This window comes from Catellatospora coxensis (assembly GCF_016862635.1).
In the GTDB taxonomy this organism is placed as follows: domain Bacteria; phylum Actinomycetota; class Actinomycetes; order Mycobacteriales; family Micromonosporaceae; genus Catellatospora; species Catellatospora coxensis.
This window is the reverse complement of sequence record NZ_BONI01000012.1, coordinates 62554-84466: the sequence shown is the minus strand read 5'-3', so window position 1 is coordinate 84466 and position 21913 is coordinate 62554. Positions and strand designations below refer to the sequence as shown.

The window sequence follows — 21913 nt, the reverse complement described above, 5'->3', positions numbered from 1 at the left end:
CGTACCACTGGTGGATGCGTAACGACGGGCTCAGGCCCCGGGCGTAGTCCCGCGTGACCCGCTGCGGGCCGCACGGCTCGCGGGGTTCGTGGTGCTTCTCTTCATTCTTCGCCGCCCCGGGGAGGCGCGTATGTCCGCGGTCGCCAACGGCTCCGCCGCCGATCGCGCACGCGCTCCCCGGGTCGTCATCGTCACCGGCGTCAGCCGGTTCCTCGGCGCGACCATCGCCGCCCGGATCGCCGCGGACCCCCGGGTCCGCAAGGTGGTCGGCGTGGACCGGGTGGATCCGCCCGCCGAGCTCGCGCCGCTGCTCAGCGACGTCGCGGTGCGCCGGGTCGACCTGACCGGCGGTGCGTCCTCCCTGGTCAAGCTCGGCGCCGAGGCGCTCGTGCACCTGGCCGTGATGTCGTCGCCCGACCCGGAGGGCGGCGGGCGGGCCGCGATGAAGGACCAGAACGTCATCGGCACGCTCCAGCTGCTGGCCGCCTGCCAGCAGATGCCGTCGCTGCGCCGGCTCGTGCTGCGCTCGTCGACGGCGGCGTACGGCGTCTCGTTCCGCGACCCGGCCGTGTTCACCGAGGACACCGAACCCCGGGACGCCCCGCGCGGCGGCTACGGGCGCGACATCCTCGACATCGAGTCGTACGTGCGCGGCTTCCGCCGCCGGCGGCCCGACGTCACCACCACCGTGCTGCGCTTCGCCCCGTTCATCGGCCCGCAGGCCGACACGGCGCTGCTGAAGTTCCTGGCCCGCCCGGCCGTGCCGACGGTGCTCGGGCGGGACCCGCGGCTGCAGTTCATCCACGTCGACGACGCGCTGGAGATCCTGCGCCGCTCGGTGCTGGAGGACCACCAGGGCACCTTCAACGTGGCCGGTCCGGGCACGCTGACCCTGTCCCAGGCGGTCCGCCGGTCCGGGCGCATCGCGCTGCCGGTGCTGGAGCCGGCCATGCACGCCGCCGCCTCGGTCGGCCGCGGGGTGGCCGGGCTGAGCCTCGACCAGGTCGACCTGTTCGTGCACGGCCGCGTGGTCGACACCGCGAAGCTGGTCCGGCACTATGGCTTCACGCCCCGCTCGACCGCCGAGGCCTTCGACGACTTCGTGCGGGCCCAGGAGCCGGGCGCGGTCATCACCCCCGCCCGGGTGGCCGCGACCGAGCAGCGGCTGCTCGACATGATCAGGGCGGTGCGGGACAAGCAGGGGAGGGCCGGCCGGTGAGCGTCCCCGAGTACGACGACGAGTTCGACGAGCGCGTCGCCGCGGGCCTGGCGTTCGTGCGCCGCCGGCTGTCCGGGCAGTACCAGATCGACGAGTTCGGGTTCGATCCCGAGCTGACCGAGCAGGTCTTCCAGCCGGTGCTGCGCCAGCTCTACCACCGCTGGTTCCGCACCGAGGTGATCGACGTCAAGAACCTGCCCGGCGAGGGCGGCGCGCTGGTCGTCGGCAACCACTCGGGCACCGTCGCGCTGGACGCGCTGATGCTGTCGGTGGCCTGCCACGACGAGCACCCGGCCCACCGGCACCTGCGGCTGCTCGGAGCCGACTTCGTGTTCCGCATGCCGTTCGTATCCGAGCTGGCCCGCAAGTCGGGGGCCACCCTGGCCTGCAACCCGGACGTGGAACGGCTGCTGCTGGCCGAGGAGCTGGTCGGCGTGTTCCCGGAGGGGTTCAAGGGCGTCGGCAAGCGCTTCGCCGACCGGTACAAGCTGCAGCGCTTCGGGCGCGGGGGCTTCGTGTCGGCGGCGCTGCGCACCGGCAAGCCCATCGTGCCGGTGGCCATCGTCGGCGCGGAGGAGATCTACCCGCTGCTCGGCAACATCAAGCCGCTGGCCCGGCTGATCGGCGCGCCGTACTTCCCGGTCACCCCGACGTTCCCGTGGCTGGGGCCGCTGGGCCTGGTCCCGCTGCCGAGCAAGTGGCTGATCCGCTTCGGCGAGCCCATCGACACCACGCCGTACGCCGACGCAGCCGACGATCCCGCGGTCGTCTTCAACCTCGCCGACCAGGTCCGCGAGACCATCCAGACGATGCTCCACGAAACCCTCGAACTCCGCCCCGACCCCTTCGCCCCCTGAGTCAGGGGAGCTTGCGGAGGTCTAGGGCGTGCCAGGTGAGGGTTTCGTTGTCGCCGGTGGACCACCAGAGGACGCCGCCGCGGCAGGCGATGCGGCCCGCGTTCGGGGTGACGAGGGACAGGCTGCGGGTCTTCAGGTCGTAGAGCATCACGCGGGTGGTGGTCAGGCCCTGGGTGGAGCGGGTGTAGACCTCGAAGCGGTCCAGGACGGCGACGTCGGCGATGGCCGAGGAGACCGCGCCGGTGACCGTGCGTACGCGGTCGGAGCCGTCCGGGCGTAGCAGCTCGATGACGGTGGACGCCTCGGTGCTGCCGATGATCAGTGACCGGCACCAGGTCACCGAGCAGGTCATCAGCTCGCCGCTCTGCACGCCGACCAGGACACGCTCGGCCGTCTGCGGGTTGCTCAGCTCGATCGAGCCCGCGTCGGCGACCGGCTCGCTGACCAGCCACGGCCAGGCGCTGATGGCGTACCCGCCGGTCATCTCCCGCACCACGGGCCGGCCGCCGGCCAGCGGCACCGTGTGGATCGCGGAGACGCCGGGCTTGCCGACGTCGGCCATCCAGCTCAGCTGCCCGTCGTGCAGGGCCAGGTCGCCCTGCTTGTCGAAGAGCATCACGATGCCCGTGTCCTCGGTGAGCAGGCGCGGCGCGCCCTCGGCGAGCGGGACCGTCCAGATGCCGCTGCGGCCCGCGCCGTCGGCGTCGCTGCTCAGCTCGATCCAGGCCAGCACCGTGCCGTCGCTGGTGAACCCGGCGAACTCGGCGGCGCTGTCCTTGGGCATGCGGCGCAGCTCGCGTTCGACGTCCCCGTCGCGCAGCAGCAGGCGCAGATCGTCGCCGGTGGGGGAGAGCGCCGTGCCGACGGAGCCGGTCGCGCTGAGGAAGTAGAGCGGGCTGTACACCGATCCGTCGGCCAGCGTGCCGGGGGTGTCCTGCACGACGGTGCCCGGATACGCCTCGGCGAGCGCGGGTTCGGCCGAGCGGAGCGGGGGAGGCTGCCGTGGGCTCAGCGCGAGCATGAGACCCGCCGCGCCCAGGGCCAGCAGCAGCGCGACGGCACGGGGCAGCGGGAGGGTGCCGGGGTGCCGGTGCAGTCCGGGCGGTGCGAGGTCGTCCGGCGGTGGGGTGCCGCGCCGTCCGAGCAGCGTCACGTCTTCTTCCGGCGGCGGCTCAGCGCGACGCCGCCCGCGACCGCGCCGGCCAGCACGCCCGCGCCCAGCGCGACGGGCACGGCGACCTTGGCGGCCTTGCGGCCCGAGCGGAAGTCGCGGATGTCCCAGCCCTGGGCGCGGGCCATCCGGCGCAGCGCGCTGTCGGGGTTGACGGCGACCGCGCGACCGACGCTGGTCAGCATCGGCACGTCGTTGATCGAGTCGCTGTACGCGGTGCACCGGGTCAGGTCCAGCCCTTCGGCGGCGGCCAGCGCCTCGATGGCGTGCGCCTTGGCGGGGCCGTGCATCATCTCGCCGACCAGACGGCCGGTGTACGCCCCGTCGCGGATCTCCGCGACCGTGCCCAGCGCGCCGGTGAGGCCGAGCCTGGCCGCGATGACCCGGCCCAGCTCGACGGGGGCCGCGGTGACCAGCCAGACTCGCTGGCCGGCGGCGAGGTGCTGGTCGGCGAGCGCGCGGGTGCCGGACCAGATCCGGTCGGCCATCAGCTCGTCGAAGATCTCCTCGCTGAGCCGCTGCACGTCGTCGACCTGCCAGCCCTCGATGAAGGCGAGCGCCGCCTCGCGGGCCTGCGCGATGTCGCCGGAGTGCTCGGCGGCCAGCAGGCGGAACTTCGCCTGGCTGATGGCGAACCTGGCCAGGTCGATGGTGGTGAAGTAGCGCCGGGACGCCAGGCCGCGGGCGAAGTAGTACAGCGAGGCGCCCTGCATCATCGTGTTGTCGACGTCGAAGAACGCGGCCCCGGTGCGGTCGGCGACGGGGGCGGCCGGCTCGGTCAGGGGCATCGGCACGATGGCCGGGGGCATCAGCGGCCCGGCCGTGGCGGCGGTCGGCTGCGCCGGACTGCGACGGGGTGCCATCGGGCCCTCCTTCTGCGGGGAACGCGGTGCGCGCGACCGCTAGAGCGTATGCGCCGCAGGCCGCCGCACGCAGTAGGGGCGCGACGCCGTTCCCGGCGCCGCGCCCCCGTGTTGCCTTGCGTCCTGGCTAGCCGAGCAGGCCGCCGAGGATCCGTCCCAGTTCGTCGAGCAGGCCGTCGTCCTGCGCCTGTTCGGTCTCGCCGTCGGGTGCCGCGGGCGACGCCGAGACGGCCGGGCTCGCCGACGCCTGCGGCGCGGCGGGGCCGCCGTTGCCGCCCGGCTTGGCGTTCTCCTTGGTCTCCGCCGGCTGCGGCTGCTGCTCCGGCCGCGAGGGCTGGGTGACCGCGTTGGCGCACGCCCCCGGCACGGAACCGAGCTTGTCGCTGCCGTTGGAGCCCGCGCCGCAGGCCAGCGCCGTGCGGGCCGCGGCGGAGCGCTTCTCGATCCGGTCCAGCAGCGACAGCGAGCCGGTGACCTTCTCCCGGTCGGTGCCGCTGTCGAGCAGCTGCCCGACGAGCATGCGCTGGTCGGCGACGAAACGGTCGACCGCGTCCAGGGCGGAGGTGTCGCGCCGCGCGATGGCGGACGTGATCAGCATCCGGATGCCCTGCGTGGTGTCGCTGTCCATGTCGCCGAGCGCGGCCTTGAACCCGGTGGCGTCGGTGCGTACGGCGTGCGCCTCCGACAGGCGGGTGCGGGCGAACTCGAGGTAGAGCCGGCCACGGGACAGGTCCGAGCCGGCCAGCGCGAGCTGCGCCTTCTCGGTCTGCCGCTTGACGCCGTAGAGGGCGTCGCCGGGGATCGCCTCACCGCTGGCCACCGACACGCCGGACAGTGCCAGCGTGCCCGCGGCGATGCCGATGACGATCGCCCCGCGGGCACGGGCCCGGCCGGGGGTGCGCGCCGTCCAGGGCGCTGCCGCGCGCTGGTCCTCGACGTCGGTCCGGGCGGTCACGCCGATGCCCTCGCGTTCCGCGGTGGCGATCAGCTGAGCGCGCAGATCCCGTTTGAAGTTGGCCTCGGGTGCGCCGGGCAGGGCCACGGTGCGCAGCTGCTGCCCGACGGTGACCAGCTCGGTGAGCTGGCCGTCGAGGCGGGACCGGGTGTGGTGACGGCGGCCGCCGTTGGCCTCGTCGAGCAACTGGGCGAAGCGCTCGGCACGCCCACGATCGAACAGGGAAATGTTGTTCACCGCGGGCACCCCCCTTCGCTGATCGCGGTGATGGTTACGGCGAACGCTGAGAATGCCGCTCGCACTCGGTCAAACGGGACCAGGGCACGATCAGTTACGGCCGCCGAGGGTGACGGGTCACCCGGAGTGAGGTGAGTCACATTCACGGTTGGAACCCCTCGGGCAGGAGGCGGGCGAGGGCACGTACGGCGCGGTACTGGAGAGCCTTGATCGCGCCCTCGTTCTTGCCCATCGCCTGCGCGGTCTCCGCCACCGAGAAGCCCTGGAGGAACCGCAGCACGATGCATTCCTGCTGCTCGGGGTTGAGCTGCTTGACCGCCGTCAGCAGCGCCACGTTGGTGATGTGGTCCACCACGGCCGTCTCGGGGCTGCCCTCGGGGCCGCGGTCCTCGCGGTCGGCGTCGAGCACGTCGCCGGTGGTGACCTCCAGCCGGTACCGGCCGGACTTGAAGTGGTCGGCGACCAGGTTGCGGGCGATGGTGACCAGCCACGCGCCCAGGTCGCGGCCCTGCCAGGTGAAGCTGCTGATGCGCTTGAGCGCGCGCAGGAAGGTGTCCGAGGTCAGGTCCTCGGCCAGCGGGCGGTTGCCGACCCGGAAGTAGATGAACCGGAACACCGTGTCGACGTACCGGTCGTAGATGAGCCCGAACGCCTCGGCGTCGCCCTGCTGGGCCCGCTCGACCAGCGTCCACACCTCGTGCGCGGCGTCACTGGGATCGGGCCGGTCCGGGTAGCCGGTGCCGCCGGAGCCGCCCTCCTCGACGGACGGCAGGACCTGGGTCTCGCCGCTCTCGACGGCGGAGCCGCCGGCCTGGGTGGGGGCGCTGCGCCCGTTGACCCGTCCGCCCACGGGTTTGGTGCCCGGGGGCTGGTGGCGGACCGCGGCGTCGTTGCTCTGCCGGGTACGGATCCGCTGCGTGCCGCCGTCGCCACGTACCGCTGTGGCCAGCATGTCGTTGAGCGAAGTACGGAGCAGCGTCAGGCCGTCGACCAGGGCCCGGCGGGCCGCCGCCACCTCGCTGGTGACCACATCATCGCCGAACAACACAGAACTCATCCCGCCACCTCCGCGTGCCCCCAGACCGATCCGCCCCGGTGCTGCGGAGGACGCGTGCGACCTCCGGTGTACCGGGCAATCTCCACCATAAGCCGCTGAACACCCATGAGGTACTCGTTCGGTGCGATAAACGGCACAAAGGCCTCCTCTGGCTGAGGGGTGTCGTCTCATGGCAAAAAGGGTGAGCCGACCCTGAGGACTATAAAGGCCCCAACTCACCCAGCGGTGTGGAGTCAGTTACACGCCGGACCGAAATGTTGCACCGCCCCCCGTAGGGGTAGTCGCACACGTTGTGCGCTGGTCCGGGTACTGACCGAAAGTTTCGAGGGCTGCTCACCCGGCTGGGTGATGTGCTTGTCGTGCCTGTGACAGCGTCGTGTCAGGGCGGTGAACACGAGGGGTGGGCGCGCGGGCCGCGCTGTGGAAAACTCAGCCTCCGTGAACCTCGCCACACTGCTGCGCCAGCACGCCGCCGCGACCCCGGACCGCATCGCGCTGCGCGCGGGCGAGGACAGCCTGACCTGGGCGCAATGGGACGCGCGGGTGGACGCCGCGGCCCGCGGCCTGCACGCGCTGGCCCTGCCCGCCTCCGCCGGACATCCCGCGCGTGTCGCGATCGCCCTGCCCAACGGCCTCGACTTCCCCGTCACCCTGCTCGCCGTGCTGCGGGCCGGGCTGGTCGCGGTGCCCTGCAACCCCGGCTTCACCCCGCGCGAGCTGCGCCACGTGCTGGCCGACAGCGGGGCGCAGGTGCTGGTCGCGCCGCCCGAACTGCTGGCCGGGGTGGCCGACGCGGTGACACACCCGTTGGCCGCGCTGCCGGCGGAGCAGGGCGCGGCACCCGCCGAGGACCCCGGTGAGGGCCTGGCGCTGCTGCTCTACACCTCGGGCACCGAGGGCGTGCCCAAGGGCGCGATGCTGCCGCACACGGCGCTGCTGGCCAACCACCGGCAGCTGGCCGCCGTGGAGCCGCCGCTGGTCGGCCCGGCCGACACGGTGCTGCTGGCGCTGCCGCTGTTCCACGCGTACGGGCTCAACACCGGCCTGGGCTCGGTGCTGTTCCACGGCGCGGCGGGCGTGCTGCTCGCCGACTTCGACCCCGCCGGGTCCGCCGCGCTGATCGCCGAGCACGCCGTCAGCGTGCTGGTCGGCGTGCCGCCGATGTTCCTGGCCTGGAGCGCCGTGCCGGACGTCGGCGAGCGGCTGCGCTCGGTGCGGCTGGCGGTGTGCGGCGCGGCCGCGCTCGAGCCGGCCGCCGCGGCGCGCTTCACCGCGCTCACCGGGCACACCGTGCAGATCGGGTACGGGCTGACCGAGACCGCTCCGGTGCTGGCCTCCACCGTCGCCGCCCCGTCCGCCAAGCCGGGCTCCATCGGCCGGCCGCTGCCCGGGGTCGAGCTGCGCCTGGTGAACCGGGCCGGGGAGGACGTGTGGCGGGGCGGGGAGCCGCTCGGCGCGGCCGAGGAGGACGACCTCGACCTCGACGTGCCCGACTCGCCGGGCACCGATCCCGGCGAGGTGGTGGCCCGCGGGGAGAACCTGTTCGCCGGGTACTGGCCCGACGGCCGGGGCGGCCCGGACGCCGACGGCTGGTGGCCCACCCGCGACGTGGCGTACGCCGACGGCGACGGCGACCTGTTCCTGGTCGACCGGCTCGGGGAACTGATCCTGGTCAGCGGCTTCAACGTGTACCCGGCCGAGGTCGAGCAGGTGCTGCTGGCGCACCCGGGCGTGGCCCAGGCGGCCGTGCTGGGCGCGCCGCATCCGATGACCGGGCAGCAGGTGCGCGCGGTCGTGGTGCCCGCGCAGCGCGGCGAGGTCACCGCGGCGGAGCTGGCCGCGCACTGCGCCCGCAACCTGGCCAGGTTCAAGTGCCCGAGCGAGATCGAGTTCGCCGACACCCTGCCGTACTCGATCATCGGCAAGGTGCGCAAGGGCCTGCTGTGACTGTGTCATGCGGCTCCTTGGGAGAATGAGCCCGTGACGCGACTGACCCTGTACACCCGGCCCGGCTGCCACCTGTGCGAGGACGCGGTGGCGGTGCTGGAGCGCATCGGCGAGCCGTTCGAGGAGGTCGACATCTCCGGCGACCGGGAGCTGGAGGCCGAGTACGGCGACCGCATCCCGGTGATCGTGCTGGACGGCCGGGAGCACGGCTACTGGCGGGTCGAGGAGCAGCGCCTGCGCCGCGATCTCGCGGCCTGATCCCGCGGCCGGGGCGGGCACCCTGAGCAGCGGTCACGCGGGTAATCTGGCGCGATGAAGCGCGGCGCGAAGCACCTTGTCTGGGACTGGAACGGCACCCTCGTCGACGACCTGCACCTGGTCGTGAGTTCCACCAACGCCGCCTTCGCGGCCGCCGCGCCGGGCCTGTCGATCAAGGTCACCGCCGACGAGCACCGCCGCGACTTCCGCCGCCCGATCAGCGAGTACTACGGCTCGGTGCTGGGCCGGACGATCACCGAGGTGGAGTTCGCCGACCTGGACCGGGTGTTCCACGACGCGTACCGCACCGGTCTGGCCGAGCTGGCGCTGGCGGCCGGCGCGGTGGACGCGCTGCGCGGGTGGACCGGGACGCAGTCGCTGCTGTCCATGTGGTTCCACGAGGAGCTGGTGCCGACGGTCACCCGCTACGAGCTGACGTCGCACTTCATCCGGGTGGACGGGCTGCGCGAGCGGCTGGGCGGCGAGCAGGCGCACAAGGCGGGCCACCTGAAGCGGCACCTGGCCGAGCTGTGCCTGGAGGGCGCGGACGTGGTGCTGATCGGCGACTCGATCGACGACGCCGACGCGGCGGCGTCGGTCGGCGCGCGCTGCGTGCTCTACACCGGCGGCTTCACCGACCCGGCCAAGCTGCGCGCGTACGGCGTGCCGGTCGCGGACAGCCTGCTGGAGGCGATCGCGCTCGCGGCGTGACATTCGTCTCTGGAAGCCGCGAGACGGCGACGCTGATCAGTGCTTTGGGTGATTGGCTCCCTTTGAGCGTGTTTGCGCTGAATCGAGCGGGCGTGTTCTGGGAGCGATTGTCATAGTTGCGACATAATCGCGGAGCAGCGCCCATCCGGACGTCCGTCGCGAACCGCCTTTCCGGCGACTCTCCGTGACGGGCGGAGCGGCGTCGGGCCAGAGTGGGAGCACACATGCCGCGGGGGCATTCTGGCCGATTCGTGATCCCGGATGGGCGCGCTTTCAAGATCGCGATTTGTGCACCTGTTCACAAGCGCTTAGTCTGTTACCTCGACGTTCCCCGCTAGCACAGAGCCGTTCGGCCATGTGATCTGGGGTCTAAGCCTTGTTCGGCACGGAGTCTCATGAGTCAGCAGCGCACCGGTCACGAAGCCGGTATCACCGGCCGTGTCGGCGCGGTCACGCCCTCGGCAGCTCTGGGCAGCCAGCCGGATTTCCCGGACCTGCCCGAGGCCACCGTGGCCCGCCTGCCCGAGTACCTGCGTGCTCTGCATCACCTCGCCGAGACCGGGCACGACACCGTCTCCAGTGAGGGCCTGGCCACCGCCGCCGGGGTCAACTCGGCCAAGCTCCGCAAGGACCTCTCCCACCTCGGCTCGTACGGCACCCGCGGCGTCGGTTACGACATCGAGCCCCTGGTCGGCCAGATCGAGTACATCCTCGGCCTGAACAAGCGCCGCGCCGTCGCCCTGGTCGGCGTCGGCAACCTCGGTCACGCGCTGGCCGGCTACGCCGGGTTCGCCAGCCGCGGCTTCCGCATCGCCGCGCTGTTCGACGCCGACCTCACCCGGGTGGGCGAGCTGATCAACGGGCTTGCCGTGCGGCACATCAGCGACATCCCCGAGGTGGTCAAGTCGGAGGCGATCTCCATCGCCGTGCTGGCCACCCCCGCCGGAGCCGCCCAGGCCGTCGCCGACCAGCTGGTCGCGGCCGGGGTCACCAGCATCCTGAACTTCGCCCCGGTGGTGCTCAACCTTCCCGAGCAGGTCGACGTCCGCAAGGTCGACCTCGCCGTCGAGCTGCAGATCCTGTCGTTCCACGAGCACCGCAAGTCGGCCCGCGGGGCCGAGCTGGCCAAGGCGGTGGCCCTGGCCGGCGACCAGGCAGCACCTGCCGCCCCGGCGGCACTCAACGGGGCCGAACCGGCCCGCCCGGTGGCCCGCGCCGCCGGGCGGGGACGGGTGGCCCGGGTGATCGCTGAGGCGGGCGGGGCCGTGAACGGCAGCCCGGCCGCACGAGGAGAGGTGGCCGCGTGAACCTCGTCGTGGTCGGCGCGTCGTACCGGACCGCGCCGGTGGAACTGCTGGAGAAGCTGTCGCTGGTCGAAGGCCCGCAGGCGCTGCCCCGGCTGCTGGCCGGCGGTGAGCTGGCCGAGGCGGTCGTGGTCTCCACCTGCAACCGGGTCGAGGTCTACGCGGCCGTGCCCGCGTTCCACGCCGGCCTGAGCCACCTCGGCGAGGTGCTGTCCGAGCTGTCCGGCGTGCCCGCCGAGCAGCTCGCGAGCACCCTGTACGTGCACCACGGCCAGGACGCGGTGCGCCACGTCTTCCGGGTCGCCGCCGGGCTCGACTCGATGGTGGCCGGCGAGGCGCAGATCCTCGGCCAGCTCCGCGAGGCGTACCAGCAGGCAACCGAGGTCGACGCGGCCGGCAAGGTGCTGCACGAGCTGCTGCAGCAGGCGCTGCGGGTAGGCAAGCGGGCGCACGCCGAGACCGGCATCGACCACGCGCCGCGCAGCATGGTCAGCGCCGCGCTGGACCACGCCGTCGCGAACTCCGCGGACTGCCACCGCTGGCTGGTGGTCGGGGCCGGGGCGATGGGCGCGCTGGCCGTCGCCGAGCTGACCCGCCGCGGCGCGGGCACGGTCACCGTGGTCAACCGCGGCCTGGACCGCGCGCAGCGGCTCGCCGACGCGTACGGTGCCACCGCCGCCCCCATGGAGCGCCTGCCCGAGCTGCTGGTCGACGCCGATGTCGTGATCACCGCGACCGCCTCGACCGGCCACGTGCTCACCACGGGCAATGTCGGTGCGGCGCGCACCGGGTCCGCCAAGATCCTGACTATCATCGATCTGGCGATGCCGCGCGATGTCGAGCCGGCCGTCGCCGAGCTTCCCGGGGTGCGACTCGTCGACGTCGCGCGCCTGGGCACCGTGCTCGACCCGGCCACGTCCGGCGCGCCGGTCTGCCCCCGCTCGTCCGCGGACCGCGAGGTCGCGGCCGTGGAGCAGATCGTCGCCGGCGAGGTCGACTCGTACGCGAGCTGGCTGCGCGGCGCCGAGGTGGCGCCGACGGTCGCCGCGCTGCGGGCCCGGGCCGAGGACGTGGTCAGCGCCGAGCTGCGCCGCCTCGCCCAGCGCCGCACCGACCTGACCGACGAGCAGCGCGCCGACGTGGCGCACACCGTGCACCGGATCGTGCAGCGGCTGCTGCACCAGCCCACCGTGCGGGTGCGCCAGCTGGCCGCCGAGCCCGGCGGGGAGGCGTACGCCAGCCTGCTGCGCGACCTGTTCGACCTGTCGGTGATCCCCGGATCGCCGGACCACACGACGGTGGCCGACGTGCCAGATTTGAAGGGGGGTGCCTGATGAGCCGCTCAGGAGTGCTCCGGCTGGGTACGCGAGGCAGCGCCCTGGCGATGGCGCAGTCGCAGACCGTGGCCGACATGGTCACCGCGGCGACCGGGCTGCCGGTCGAGCTCGTGGAGATCGCGACGGCGGGCGACCGCTCGTCCGCGCCCGTGCAGCAGCTCGGCGTGGGCGTGTTCGTGTCCGCGCTGCGTGACGCGCTGTCCGCGAAGGAGATCGACTTCGCGGTGCACTCGTACAAGGACCTGCCCACCGCGCCCGCCGACGGCCTGGCCATCGCGGCCGTGCCCGAGCGGGCCGACCCGCGCGACGCCCTGATCGCCCGGGACGGGCTGACCCTGGCCGAGCTGCCCGCCGGCGCCGTCATCGGCACCGGCGCGCTGCGCCGTATCGCGCAGATCAACGCGCTGGGCCTGCCCGTCACCACCGTGCCGATCCGCGGCAACGTGGACACCCGGCTGCGCAAGGTCGCCGACGGCGAGCTGGACGCGGTCGTGCTGGCCCGCGCCGGCCTGGCCCGGCTGGGCCGCGCCGGTGAGGTCACCGAGATCCTGGACCCGATGCTGATGCTGCCCGCGCCCGCCCAGGGCGCGCTGGCCGTCGAGTGCCGGTCCGCAGATGCCGACCTGGTCGAGGCCCTCGCGGCTCTCGACCACCGGGCGACCCGTGCGGCGGTCACCGCCGAGCGGGCGCTGCTGGCCGCGCTGGAGGCAGGGTGCAGCGCACCCGTCGCCGCGCTGGCCGAGACAACCGAAGACGACGAGATCTACCTGCGCGGTGCGGTGATCAGCGTGGACGGGCGGTTCGCCCTCCGGCTGTCGCGCACCGGAACGCTCGCCGATGCCGAGCAGATCGGGCGGGCCCTGGCCGCCGACCTGCTCGAAGACGGTGCCGAGAATGTACTTGGGAGTGCAGAATGACCCGCACCCGTAAGCCCGCCGGGCACGTCGCGTTCGTCGGGGCTGGACCCGGCGACCCGGGACTGCTCACCCGCCGCGCGTACGACACGCTGCTCGAAGCCGACCACATCGTGTACGACCGCAGCGTGCCCGACGCGCTGCTCGACACGCTCAAGGCCGAGACCGGCGACCTGACCGAATACAGCCCCGCCGAGGGCGTGCCCGGGGACGTGGCCAAGGTGCTGCTGTCCGAGGCGCGTTCGGGGCGCAACGCGGTGCACCTGGTGACCGGTGACCCGTTCGGCCACGACGCCGTGGTCAAGGAGGTCCAGGCCGTCGCCCGGACCAACGTGCGCTTCGCCGTCGTGCCCGGCGTGCCCCAGGCCGCCGGTGTGGCGACCTATGCGGGCGTGCCGCTGACCGGCGTACGCACCGCCGCCGACGTCGACGACGTCACCACGCTCGACTTCGACGGGCTGGCCGCCGCGGTGCGGCACGGCTCGGTCGCGCTGGCCGTGGACGCCGGCGACCTCGCCTCGGTGCGCGACGGCCTGCTGGCCGCGGGCGTCGACGGCACCGCCCCGGTGGCGATCACCGGCGACGGCACCGGGGACACGCAGTACACCACCACCTCGTCGGTGGACAGCTTCGTCGCCGCCGCGCTGGGCTTCTCCGGCCGGGTCGTGGTGACCGTCGGCGGCGGCGTCCAGCACCTGGACAAGCTCGGCTGGTGGGAGCGGCGGCCGCTGTACGGCTGGCGCGTGCTGGTGCCGCGCACCAAGGAGCAGGCGGGCGTGATGAGCGCGCGGCTGCGGGCGTACGGGGCGATCCCGTGCGAGGTGCCGACGATCGCGGTCGAGCCGCCCCGGACCCCGGCCCAGATGGAGCGGGCGATCAAGGGCCTGGTCGACGGCCGGTACGCGTGGGTGATCTTCACCAGCGCCAACGCGGTGCGCGCGGTGTGGGAGAAGTTCGGCGAGCACGGCCTCGACGCCCGCCACTTCGGCGGCGTCAAGATCGCCTGCATCGGCGAGGCGACCGCCGAGGCGGTCCGCTCCTTCGGCATCCAGCCCGAGCTGGTGCCCGCGGGCGACCAGTCCAGCGAGGGCCTGCTCGCCGAGTTCGCGCCGTACGACGAGATCTTCGACCCGGTGGGCCGGGTGCTGCTGCCCCGCGCCGACATCGCTACCGAGACGCTCGCCGCCGGGCTCACCGAGCGCGGCTGGGAGGTCGACGACGTCACCGCCTACCGGACCGTGCGCGCCGCGCCGCCGCCGGAGGAGATCCGCAACGCCATCAAGTCGGGTGGTTTCGACGCGGTGCTCTTCACGTCAAGCTCCACAGTCCGCAATCTCGTCGGTATCGCCGGCAAACCGCACCAGCGTACGGTGGTCTCGGTGATCGGCCCGAAGACGGCCGAGACCGCACTGGAGTTCGGTCTGCGCGTCGACGTGCAGCCCGAGCACGCGTCCGTCCCCGACCTGGTCGAGGCGCTCGCGATGTACGCCGTCGAGCTGCGCGAGCGGCTTGCCGCGATGCCCGCCAAGCAGCGCCGCGGTTCAAAGGTCCAGGGCCCCACGGCCCTGCGCTTCCGCTGAGCCCGCGGCGGACCACCGCGTGATCGAAGTGTCCCCGACGTCGTTATAGGCAGCGTCGGGGACACCCCGGTCACAGGAAAGCAGGGAGTGCGTGATGTCCTTCCCGAACGTGCGGCCGCGACGGCTGCGCACCACCGCGGCGATGCGGCGGATGGTCAGCGAGACCCGGCTGCACCCGGCCGAGCTGATCCTGCCGCTGTTCGTGAAGGAGGGCCTCGCCGAGCCCCGCCCCGTGAAGTCGCTGCCCGGCGTGCTCCAGCACTCGCGCGAGTCGCTGCGCAAGGCGGTCGCCGAGGCGGCCCAGGCCGGCATCGGCGGGGTCATGCTGTTCGGCATCCCGGCCGAGAAGGACGCCGTCGGCTCCGGCGGCATCGACCCGAACGGCATCCTCAACGTCGCGATCCGCGACGTGGTCGCCGAGGTCGGCGACAGCGTCGTGGTGATGAGCGACCTGTGCCTGGACGAGTTCACCTCGCACGGCCACTGCGGCCTGGTGCGCCCCGACGGCTCCGTCGACAACGACGCGACCCTGGCGGCGTACGCCCGCATGGCGGTGGCCCAGGCCGCCGCCGGCGTGCACGTGGTCGGCCCCTCCGGGATGATGGACGGCCAGGTCGCCGTGGTCCGCCGGGCCCTGGACGAGGCCGGCTACCGCGACACCACGATCCTGGCGTACGCGGCCAAGTACGCCTCCGCGTTCTACGGCCCGTTCCGCGACGCGGTCGAGTCTTCGCTGGACGGCGACCGGCGCACCTACCAGCAGGACCCGGCGAACCTGCGGGAGTCGCTGCGCGAGGTCGCGCTGGACGTCGCCGAGGGCGCCGACATCGTCATGGTCAAGCCCGCGCTGCCCTACCTCGACGTGGTCGCCGCGGTCCGCGACATGGTCGACGTGCCGGTCGCGGCCTACCAGGTCAGCGGCGAGTACGCGATGGTCGAGGCGGCCGCCGCCAACGGCTGGATCGACCGCGACCGGGTGATGATGGAGACCCTGCACTCCATCCGCCGCGCCGGCGCCCAGCTGATCCTGACCTACTGGGCCACCGACGCCGCCCGCCGCCTGCGCGCCGACTACTAGTACACCTCGGGCGGCTCCGGGTCGTTGCGGTACTTCTTCACCCGGACCTCCCACTGGCTGCGCCGCCGCTGCGCGTCGCGCCGTGCCCGGTCGCGCAGGAACGTCTCCGGCGGCCGGGCCAGGCCGTACTGATCCGCCCACCATTCGCCCGGCCGCGGGTCGAGGATCAGATCCAGGTGTGAGGGATAGCGGCGTTCGGCGCCGTCGCGCAGCTCCTGATCACGCCGTTCGCTCATCGGCATCAGCACGTGCCCGTCGTCGTCGACCACGGTGAGGTAGTAACCCGCCGCCCCCATGATCTTCCGGAAGGCGATCAGGCTCGGCCACAGCTCGCCGGCCTCGATCCGGCCCACCGTCGACGCGTGCAGTCCGGCGCCCTTGGCCAGCTCACGCTGGCTGAGATCGGCACGGCGGCGGGCGGCCCGGATCAGCCCCACGACGGGGAACGGCTCGCCGGGCAGGCTCTCCTTGCGAGGACGTGGCATACCCGCCAGCCTCACCGCCGGCCCCCGGACTTGCAACCACCGCTCCCCGAACCTGTGGACAACCACCGGCCCTGTGGATAACCGGCGGTTCGGCGTCTCCTCATCCGCCCAGCTCATATGTACCCGCCGAACGCATTTGCTCTGCACCCAAAGCCTTGCTCTGCACCCATCGGCGCAACAGTCGGAAGGTCACCACCCGTTGCGTATGTGGGTGCAGAGCAAGCAAATGGGTGCAGAGCAAATGCGTTCGGCGCGTGTTCCTGACCTGGGCGGCGGCAGCGAAACGGGCACGTGATCGCCGTTTCATGTCACGAAGTGTGGTGCGACCTCACGTTGTGTCCGCAGACGGCGATCGTGCCCCGGCTAGGGCGAGGGCGAGGGCGAGCCCGACGGCGCGGGACGGGTCAGCTGCAGCAGCCGCCGCCGCAGCAACCACCGCCACCGCCACCGCCACCGCCACCGCCACCGGAGGGCGCGGGGACGGCGCCGCCGCGGCCGGCGAGGCCCACGGTGGTCAGCAGCTTCACGGTGTCGTCGTGGCCGGCCGGGCAGGGCGCGGGGTCAGCCGCGGCCGCCATCGGCCGGTTCACCTCGAACGTGTCGCCGCAGGCGCGGCAGCGGAAGTCGTAGCGTGGCATCGGATCAGCTTATGCGGAGGTTGGCGGCCAGTTCCACGACGTCGCCCTCGTACTCCAGCCACTGGCGGTCGGCGACGAAGCCGAGCTCCTGGTTGACCTTGATGAGGGGTTCGTTGACCGCGGCGTTCCAGGTCTGCACCTCGGTCAGGTTCGGCTCGGCCGAGCGCAGCTCGAACAGCATCCGGGCCTTGATGGCGCGGCCCACGCCGTAGCCGCGGTGGCGCGGCACGACGACGGTGTCGTACTGGTCGGCGCGGCCGGGGCGCTGGGCCGGCACCACGACCTCGGTCAGGCCGGCGACCTCGCCCGTCTTCTCCTGCACGGCGACCACGACGTAGAGCTGCAGGCCCCGGGCGGCCAGGGTGCGCAGGCTGGCGAGCAGCCGCTCCGGCTCGTAGGAGCTCGGGCGCAGCTCCAGGTCGCCGAGGTCGTAGTCGTCGCGCACCTCGGCCTTGGCAGCCGCGTACGGCGCGATCAGGTGCTCGGGCGGGCCGTCGGCGTAGAACTCGATCTGGTAGCCCGCGCCGACGCCGGCGGCCATGTCGCCGAGGGAGAACCAGTCGACCGTGTCGAGCCGCAGCACGCTGCGGATCTCGGTGAACGCCAGGGTGAAGCCGTACGCCTGGTAGAAGTCGACCGCGGACGTGCCGCCGGCCACCTCGACGCCCAGCGTGGTGAAACCCTTGCGCAGGGCGACCCGCACCTGCTCGGTCAGCAGCGCGCGGCCGATGGCCTGGCGGCGTGCCTTGGGGTGGACGAGGATCTCGACGACGCCGATGTCGCCCAGCAGGATGATGCTCCCGGCGCCCAGCGGGGCCACGCCGCGCGCGGCGTCGCCCTCGTTCTCCTCGACCAGCCACATCATCTTGCGTTCACCGGGCATGGTGACCGCCAGGTAGTCGCGCATCCTGCCGTCTTGCCACAGCGGATCATCAGGTAGGTCGACCGCGGACACCTCGTTGAGGAGTGCGACCAGAGAGGTGATCTCAGTGGCGGCGGCGGTACGGGGATCCCATTCGCGCACCTTCACTTGTCCAGCTTGCACACTGCGCCCCCGAAACGGAAGGGTCCCACCTGTCATCGTATGCAAACCATTACTCTGAGTGGCGTTCAATGACGTAGGCGGTGGCGGACGGTAGTGTTATGGGCCGTTTCGCTGAACTGTGCGAGACGTCCGGTGGATCAGGACTGACTACTGCGACCGTACGCCTGCGCGGTGTCGTACACCTTCTGCAGGTACACCCCGACGTTGTTGTACGACAGCACCACCGACTTCCAGTTGGCCACGACGGTCAGGTCCTTGTTCGGCGCGCAGAGGTAGTACGCCGCCGCCAGGGCCGAGTCGTCGAGGTCGTGCGGGTCGGTGAGCTGGTCGTTGTCGGCGTCCACCCCGTAGGTCGTCCACGTCGTCGGGATGAACTGCATGGGGCCGACCGCGTGGTCCCACTTCTTGTCGAGGTCGAGCCGGCCCGCGTCGGTGTCGTTGATCTTCTTGGTGTTCTTGGTGCCGTCCAGGGCGGGCCCGATGATCGGCGGCAGCGCCTTGGCGTCGTCGCCGAGCTTCGCGCCCTTGGCGCGGCCGTGGTCGGATTCGATCTTGCCGATCGCGGCGAGCGTGGTCCACCGCAGCTTGCACGACGGACGGGTCGACGTCACCACCCATTCGGCGTACGCGTACGCCTCCAGGGCCGTCACCGGGACGTTCACCTTCGCGGAGGTGGCCTCGGCCCAGCGGTGGAACGCGGCGGCCGGCCGGGCCGCGGGGCTGGGTGCGGCGGTGGCCGATGGAGTCGGCTCGAAGCTGGGGCTCGGCGTCGCGCTCGCGGGTGCCTCGCTCGACACCGACGGCGAGGGCGCGGGCGCGGCCTTGGCCCCGACCAGGGACGGGATCAGCAGCGCGCCGGACGCGCCGGCCGCGGCGACCAGCAGCGCGAGGGTGACGCCCGTGGTGGTGAGCCGGCCGACCGGGCGGCGCGACTGTCGCCAGACCACGCGGCCCGCGTCCATCGCCGCCGACCGCAGCCGCACCATCGCCGCCCCGACCGAGATCGCGGGCATCGCCTCGGGCACCGGCTCGGCGCCCGGGACGGTCGCGGTGTCCTGCGCGGGCGCAGTGTCCGACGTGGTCACCGTGTCCGCCGTGGTCACTGCGTTCGGCCTGGTCACGGCGTCACCGTCGGCCTCGGCCGCTGTTGCGGCAACGGTTTCCGCGTCCGCCGGCGCCGCCGCGCCGACAGCATCCTCGGCGGCCGGCTTCCGAGCCCGCGCCGCCGCTTCCGTGGTGTCCTCCCCGTCCCGCACGGGTCGAGTATGCCTCGCGCGCGCCGCATTGTCGTGCGCACGCCCTGTCCGTCGGCGGCGGCTCGGGTGATCCGGTTGTGACCTCACGGCCCACATCCGCCCTGCGGTGTCGTCGTTACGACGGTTGCAAGCTCGACACGGCGCCGATCGTCTCCGCCGTTTGCGGGTGGTGACACCTCGGACGGCTCGATCAACCCGTTCTCACGATGTCCTGTGCAGGTGGGGGTACGGCAGCATGAACCGCGACTTCCAGGGGGGCGGAGGTTATCCGCGCGTGCAGCAGCGTACACATCTGCCTCGGGGGCAGGTGACGTTCTTGTTCACCGACATCGAGGGCTCGACCCGACTGGCCCAGATGCTCGGTGACGGCTACCGGCCGGTGCTCCACGAGCACCGGCGGGTGCTGCGTGCCGTGCTCGCGGCGGCCGGTGGTGTGGAACTGTTCACCGAGGGCGACTCCTACTTCTTCGCCTTCGCCGACGCCTCGACCGCGGTGGAGGCGTGCGCCGGCGCGCAGCGCGCACTCGAAGCCCACACCTGGTCCGACCCGCAGGCGCAGCCCAAGGTGCGGATGGGGCTCCACACCGGAATCGCCCAGCCGCACGGCGGCGAGTACGCCAGCCCCGAGGTGCACCGCGCGGCCCGGGTCGCCGCGGCGGCGCACGGCGGGCAGATCCTGCTCTCCGCGTCGACCGCGCAGGCCGCGTCGCACCTGCCGGACCAGGCCTGGCTGCTGGACCTGGGACTGCACCGGCTGCGCGGCTTCGACGGCCGCGAGCGGCTGTTCCAGCTCGTCGCACCCGACCTGGAGCAGCACTTCCCGCGCCCGCGCACCGAACGCACCGCGCCGCACAACCTGCCCAGCCCGCTGACCTCGTTCGTGGGGCGGCATCCGGAGCGTGCCGAGCTGGCCGAGCTGCTGTCGGCGCACCGGCTGGTGACCGTGGTGGGCGCGGGCGGGGCGGGCAAGTCGCGGCTGGCGGTGGCCGTCGCGCACGACCTCATCGAGTCCTGTCCGGACGGCATCTGGAGTGTCGACATCGCCGGCGTCACCGACCCCGGCCTGCTCGCCTTCACCGTCGCCACGGTGCTGGGGCTGCGCCCGGAGCCGGGCCGCCCGGTCGTCGAGACGCTGGTCGAGCACGCCTCGACCCGCCGGCTGATGCTGCTGCTGGACACCTGCGAGGCGCAGCTGGGCGTCGTCGCGCCGCTGGTGGCCCAGCTGCTGGCCGGGGCGCGCGAGGTGACCGTGCTGGCGACCAGCCGGGAACCGCTGGGCATCGCGGGCGAGCTGGTCTGGCGCATCCCGCCGCTGTCGCTCGCGCCCGCCGCGGGCGGCGGTGTCAGCGACGCGGTCACGCTGCTGGCCGAGCGCACCGCGGCGGCCCGGGGCGGGCGCGCGGTCGAGCCGGCAGAACTGGCCGACCTGGCCCGGGTGGCGGCCCGCCTGGACGGGCTGCCGCTGGCGATCGAGCTGGCCGCGGCGCGGCTGCGGGTGCTGTCCGGCGGTGAGCTGGCGGCCCGGCTGCACGCCGAGCTGACCGCCGAGGAGAGCGATCCGCTGCAGGCCCTGGACGCGGGCCCGCCGCACTCGGGTGCGCACGCCCGGCACGCCACCATGCAGGCCACGGTGACCTGGTCCTACCGCACCCTGCCGGACGACGCGGCGCGGCTGCTGCGCTGGCTGTCGGTCTTCGCCGGGCCGGTCAGCCTGGCCGGGGTGGAGTCGCTCATGGACGGCGACCCGCTCGGCCCGCTCACCGTGCTGGTGGACAAGTCGCTGGTGCAGGCCGAGCCGGGCGCGCACGGCACCACCTACCGCATGCTCGACCCGATCCGGGGGTACGCCGCCCGGCGGCTCGCTGCGCACGGCGAGGAGGCGGCGGCCCGGGACCGGCACGTGGCCTGGGCGCTGCGCGCGCTGCACGCGGTCGGTCGCGGGCCCGACGGGCAGCCGGTGACCCTGTCGCTGTACTCGATCGACCCGCTCGTCGCGGAGCTGCGCGCCGCGCTGCGCTGGTGCGGCACGGGCGGCAGCGCCCGCTCCGGGCTGCAGATCTCCTGCGGGCTCGACCAGTGGTGGCGGGAGCGGGGCCTGGCCCGGGAGGGCCGGCTGTGGCTGTTCCGGCTGTACGCCCGCCTGTCCGAGACCGGTGAGCAGGTGCCCGACGCCGAGCTGGCGCGCGCCTACCACGCGCACTCGGGCCACGCCGCCGTCGACGGGGAGTTCGTCGAGGAGCTGCGGTTCAGCCGGCGCGCCGAGGCCGCCGGCCGCCGGGCCGGGGATCCGGGCCTGCTGGCCCGGGTACTGGCCGGGCGCTCGGGCGCGCTGCGCGACGCGGGCAAGCCCGACGACGCCGAGCAGGCCTGCCGCGAGGTGCTCGCCTGGGCGACCCGGTACGACGTCGCGCCGGACGCGCTGTTCGCGGTGTGCAACCTGGCCGAGCTGCTGTGGCTGCGCGGCGCGCTGGACGAGGCCGCCACCCTGCTGGCCGCCTCCCGCCAGCTGGAGCAGCTGCGCCCGGCCGAGCGCGGGCGGCGCACCCTGGACCTGCTGCTGGGCATGGTGGCGCTGCGCCGGGGCGACCTCGTCGCCGCGCACGAGCACCTGACCGTGGCGCTGCGCTCGCGCATGGCGTACGGCTTCCACGGGCGTGCCTGCGTGGCCGTCAAGGCGATGGCGGCGCGGTGTGTGCAGGGCGGGGACGCGATGACGGCGGCGACGCTGTTCGGGGCGGCCGAGTCGACGACGGTGCGGCTGCACTGCGGGCCGGGAATCTTCGCCCCGTTCTGGACCGCGCAGCAGGAGGCGGCCCGGGCCGCGCTCGGTGACCCGGTGTTCGACGAGGCGTACGCCCGGGGGGCCGCGATGTCGCTGGGGGAGACGGCGTCGCTGGCGCTGGCCGTGGAGCACCCCGATCTCGCGGTGGACTCCAGCCGCTTCGCCGAGCTGCCCAGCGGTTCCTGAACAGGCCCCGAACGCAGTCCTGCGCAGCCTTCC

17 protein-coding genes and 2 pseudogenes are annotated in these 21913 nt (G+C 73.2%); 11 read left to right on the top strand and 8 right to left on the bottom strand.

Annotation, left to right across the window (positions count from 1 at the left end):
• Positions 1-130 precede the first annotated feature (130 nt).
• Both Cco03nite_RS09670 and Cco03nite_RS09665 read left to right on the top strand, forming a co-directional pair.
• Positions 131-1219, top strand: a complete 1089-nt coding sequence (locus tag Cco03nite_RS09670) for an NAD-dependent epimerase/dehydratase family protein (protein ID WP_203691301.1) — start codon at positions 131-133, stop codon at positions 1217-1219.
• Complete coding sequence (locus Cco03nite_RS09665; RefSeq protein WP_203691294.1) at positions 1216-2076, top strand: lysophospholipid acyltransferase family protein; 861 nt, start codon at positions 1216-1218, stop codon at positions 2074-2076. Before Cco03nite_RS09670 ends, Cco03nite_RS09665 begins: the two co-directional genes overlap by 4 nt.
• A 1-nt stretch (position 2077) precedes the next feature.
• Here the strand turns inward: Cco03nite_RS09665 and Cco03nite_RS09660 are convergent, their stop codons facing one another.
• From Cco03nite_RS09660 to Cco03nite_RS09645, 4 genes and pseudogenes are all read right to left on the bottom strand, one after another.
• Positions 2078-3229 carry a hypothetical protein gene (locus tag Cco03nite_RS09660; protein ID WP_203691292.1) on the bottom strand — a complete coding sequence of 384 codons (1152 nt, stop codon included), beginning with the start codon at positions 3227-3229 and terminating at the stop codon, positions 2078-2080.
• A complete protein-coding gene (locus Cco03nite_RS09655) occupies positions 3226-4056 on the bottom strand; it encodes an HAD family hydrolase (protein ID WP_203691339.1) in 831 nt (276 codons plus the stop codon). The genes Cco03nite_RS09660 and Cco03nite_RS09655 overlap by 4 nt, the downstream gene beginning before the upstream one ends.
• 406 nt (positions 4057-4462) lie before the next feature.
• Positions 4463-5302, bottom strand: a pseudogene (locus Cco03nite_RS09650) (DUF5667 domain-containing protein); the annotation flags it as partial.
• 142 nt (positions 5303-5444) lie between these two features.
• Positions 5445-6254, bottom strand: a complete 810-nt coding sequence (locus Cco03nite_RS09645; RefSeq protein WP_373314223.1) for an ECF subfamily RNA polymerase sigma factor, BldN family — start codon at positions 6252-6254, stop codon at positions 5445-5447.
• Positions 6255-6797: 543 nt separating this feature from the next.
• Here Cco03nite_RS09645 and Cco03nite_RS09640 point away from each other — a divergent pair.
• From Cco03nite_RS09640 to hemB, 8 genes and pseudogenes are all read left to right on the top strand, one after another.
• Positions 6798-8306, top strand: a complete 1509-nt coding sequence (locus Cco03nite_RS09640) for an AMP-binding protein (RefSeq protein ID WP_203691287.1) — start codon at positions 6798-6800, stop codon at positions 8304-8306.
• Between the two features lie 33 nt (positions 8307-8339).
• Positions 8340-8564: a glutaredoxin family protein gene (locus Cco03nite_RS09635; protein WP_203691285.1), complete on the top strand. Its 225-nt coding sequence runs from the start codon at positions 8340-8342 to the stop codon at positions 8562-8564.
• Between the two features lie 54 nt (positions 8565-8618).
• A complete protein-coding gene (locus tag Cco03nite_RS09630) occupies positions 8619-9275 on the top strand; it encodes an HAD family hydrolase (protein ID WP_203691283.1) in 657 nt (218 codons plus the stop codon).
• 395 nt (positions 9276-9670) lie between these two features.
• Positions 9671-10382, top strand: a pseudogene (locus Cco03nite_RS09625) (redox-sensing transcriptional repressor Rex); the annotation flags it as partial.
• A gap of 196 nt (positions 10383-10578) precedes the next feature.
• A complete protein-coding gene (locus tag Cco03nite_RS09620; protein WP_203691281.1) occupies positions 10579-11913 on the top strand; it encodes a glutamyl-tRNA reductase in 1335 nt (444 codons plus the stop codon).
• On the top strand, positions 11913-12833 hold the full coding sequence (hemC, locus tag Cco03nite_RS09615) for a hydroxymethylbilane synthase (protein WP_203691280.1): 921 nt from the start codon (positions 11913-11915) through the stop codon (positions 12831-12833). Before Cco03nite_RS09620 ends, hemC begins: the two co-directional genes overlap by 1 nt.
• Positions 12830-14410 carry a bifunctional uroporphyrinogen-III C-methyltransferase/uroporphyrinogen-III synthase gene (locus Cco03nite_RS09610; protein ID WP_203691274.1) on the top strand — a complete coding sequence of 527 codons (1581 nt, stop codon included), beginning with the start codon at positions 12830-12832 and terminating at the stop codon, positions 14408-14410. The genes hemC and Cco03nite_RS09610 overlap by 4 nt, the downstream gene beginning before the upstream one ends.
• A 94-nt stretch (positions 14411-14504) precedes the next feature.
• Positions 14505-15488 (top strand): porphobilinogen synthase, encoded by a 984-nt coding sequence (gene hemB, locus Cco03nite_RS09605; protein ID WP_203691272.1) that lies wholly within the window; start codon positions 14505-14507, stop codon positions 15486-15488.
• On the opposite strand, the gene Cco03nite_RS09600 is transcribed toward hemB, so the two are convergent.
• The 4 genes from Cco03nite_RS09600 to Cco03nite_RS09585 form a co-directional block, all read right to left on the bottom strand.
• Positions 15485-15973: a helix-turn-helix domain-containing protein gene (locus Cco03nite_RS09600; protein WP_203691270.1), complete on the bottom strand. Its 489-nt coding sequence runs from the start codon at positions 15971-15973 to the stop codon at positions 15485-15487. The two genes, hemB and Cco03nite_RS09600, sit on opposite strands and share 4 nt — an antisense overlap.
• Positions 15974-16377: 404 nt before the next feature.
• Positions 16378-16611, bottom strand: coding sequence for an FmdB family zinc ribbon protein (locus Cco03nite_RS09595; protein WP_203691268.1), 234 nt, complete (start codon positions 16609-16611; stop codon positions 16378-16380).
• Positions 16612-16615: 4 nt separating this feature from the next.
• Positions 16616-17641: a GNAT family N-acetyltransferase gene (locus Cco03nite_RS09590; protein ID WP_239167248.1), complete on the bottom strand. Its 1026-nt coding sequence runs from the start codon at positions 17639-17641 to the stop codon at positions 16616-16618.
• Between the two features lie 152 nt (positions 17642-17793).
• On the bottom strand, positions 17794-18777 hold the full coding sequence (locus Cco03nite_RS09585; protein WP_203691258.1) for a lytic murein transglycosylase: 984 nt from the start codon (positions 18775-18777) through the stop codon (positions 17794-17796).
• Positions 18778-19186: 409 nt separating this feature from the next.
• Between Cco03nite_RS09585 and Cco03nite_RS09580 the strand changes: the two genes are divergently transcribed.
• Positions 19187-21880, top strand: coding sequence for an ATP-binding protein (locus Cco03nite_RS09580; protein WP_203691256.1), 2694 nt, complete (start codon positions 19187-19189; stop codon positions 21878-21880).
• The last annotated feature ends 33 nt before the right edge of the window (positions 21881-21913 follow it).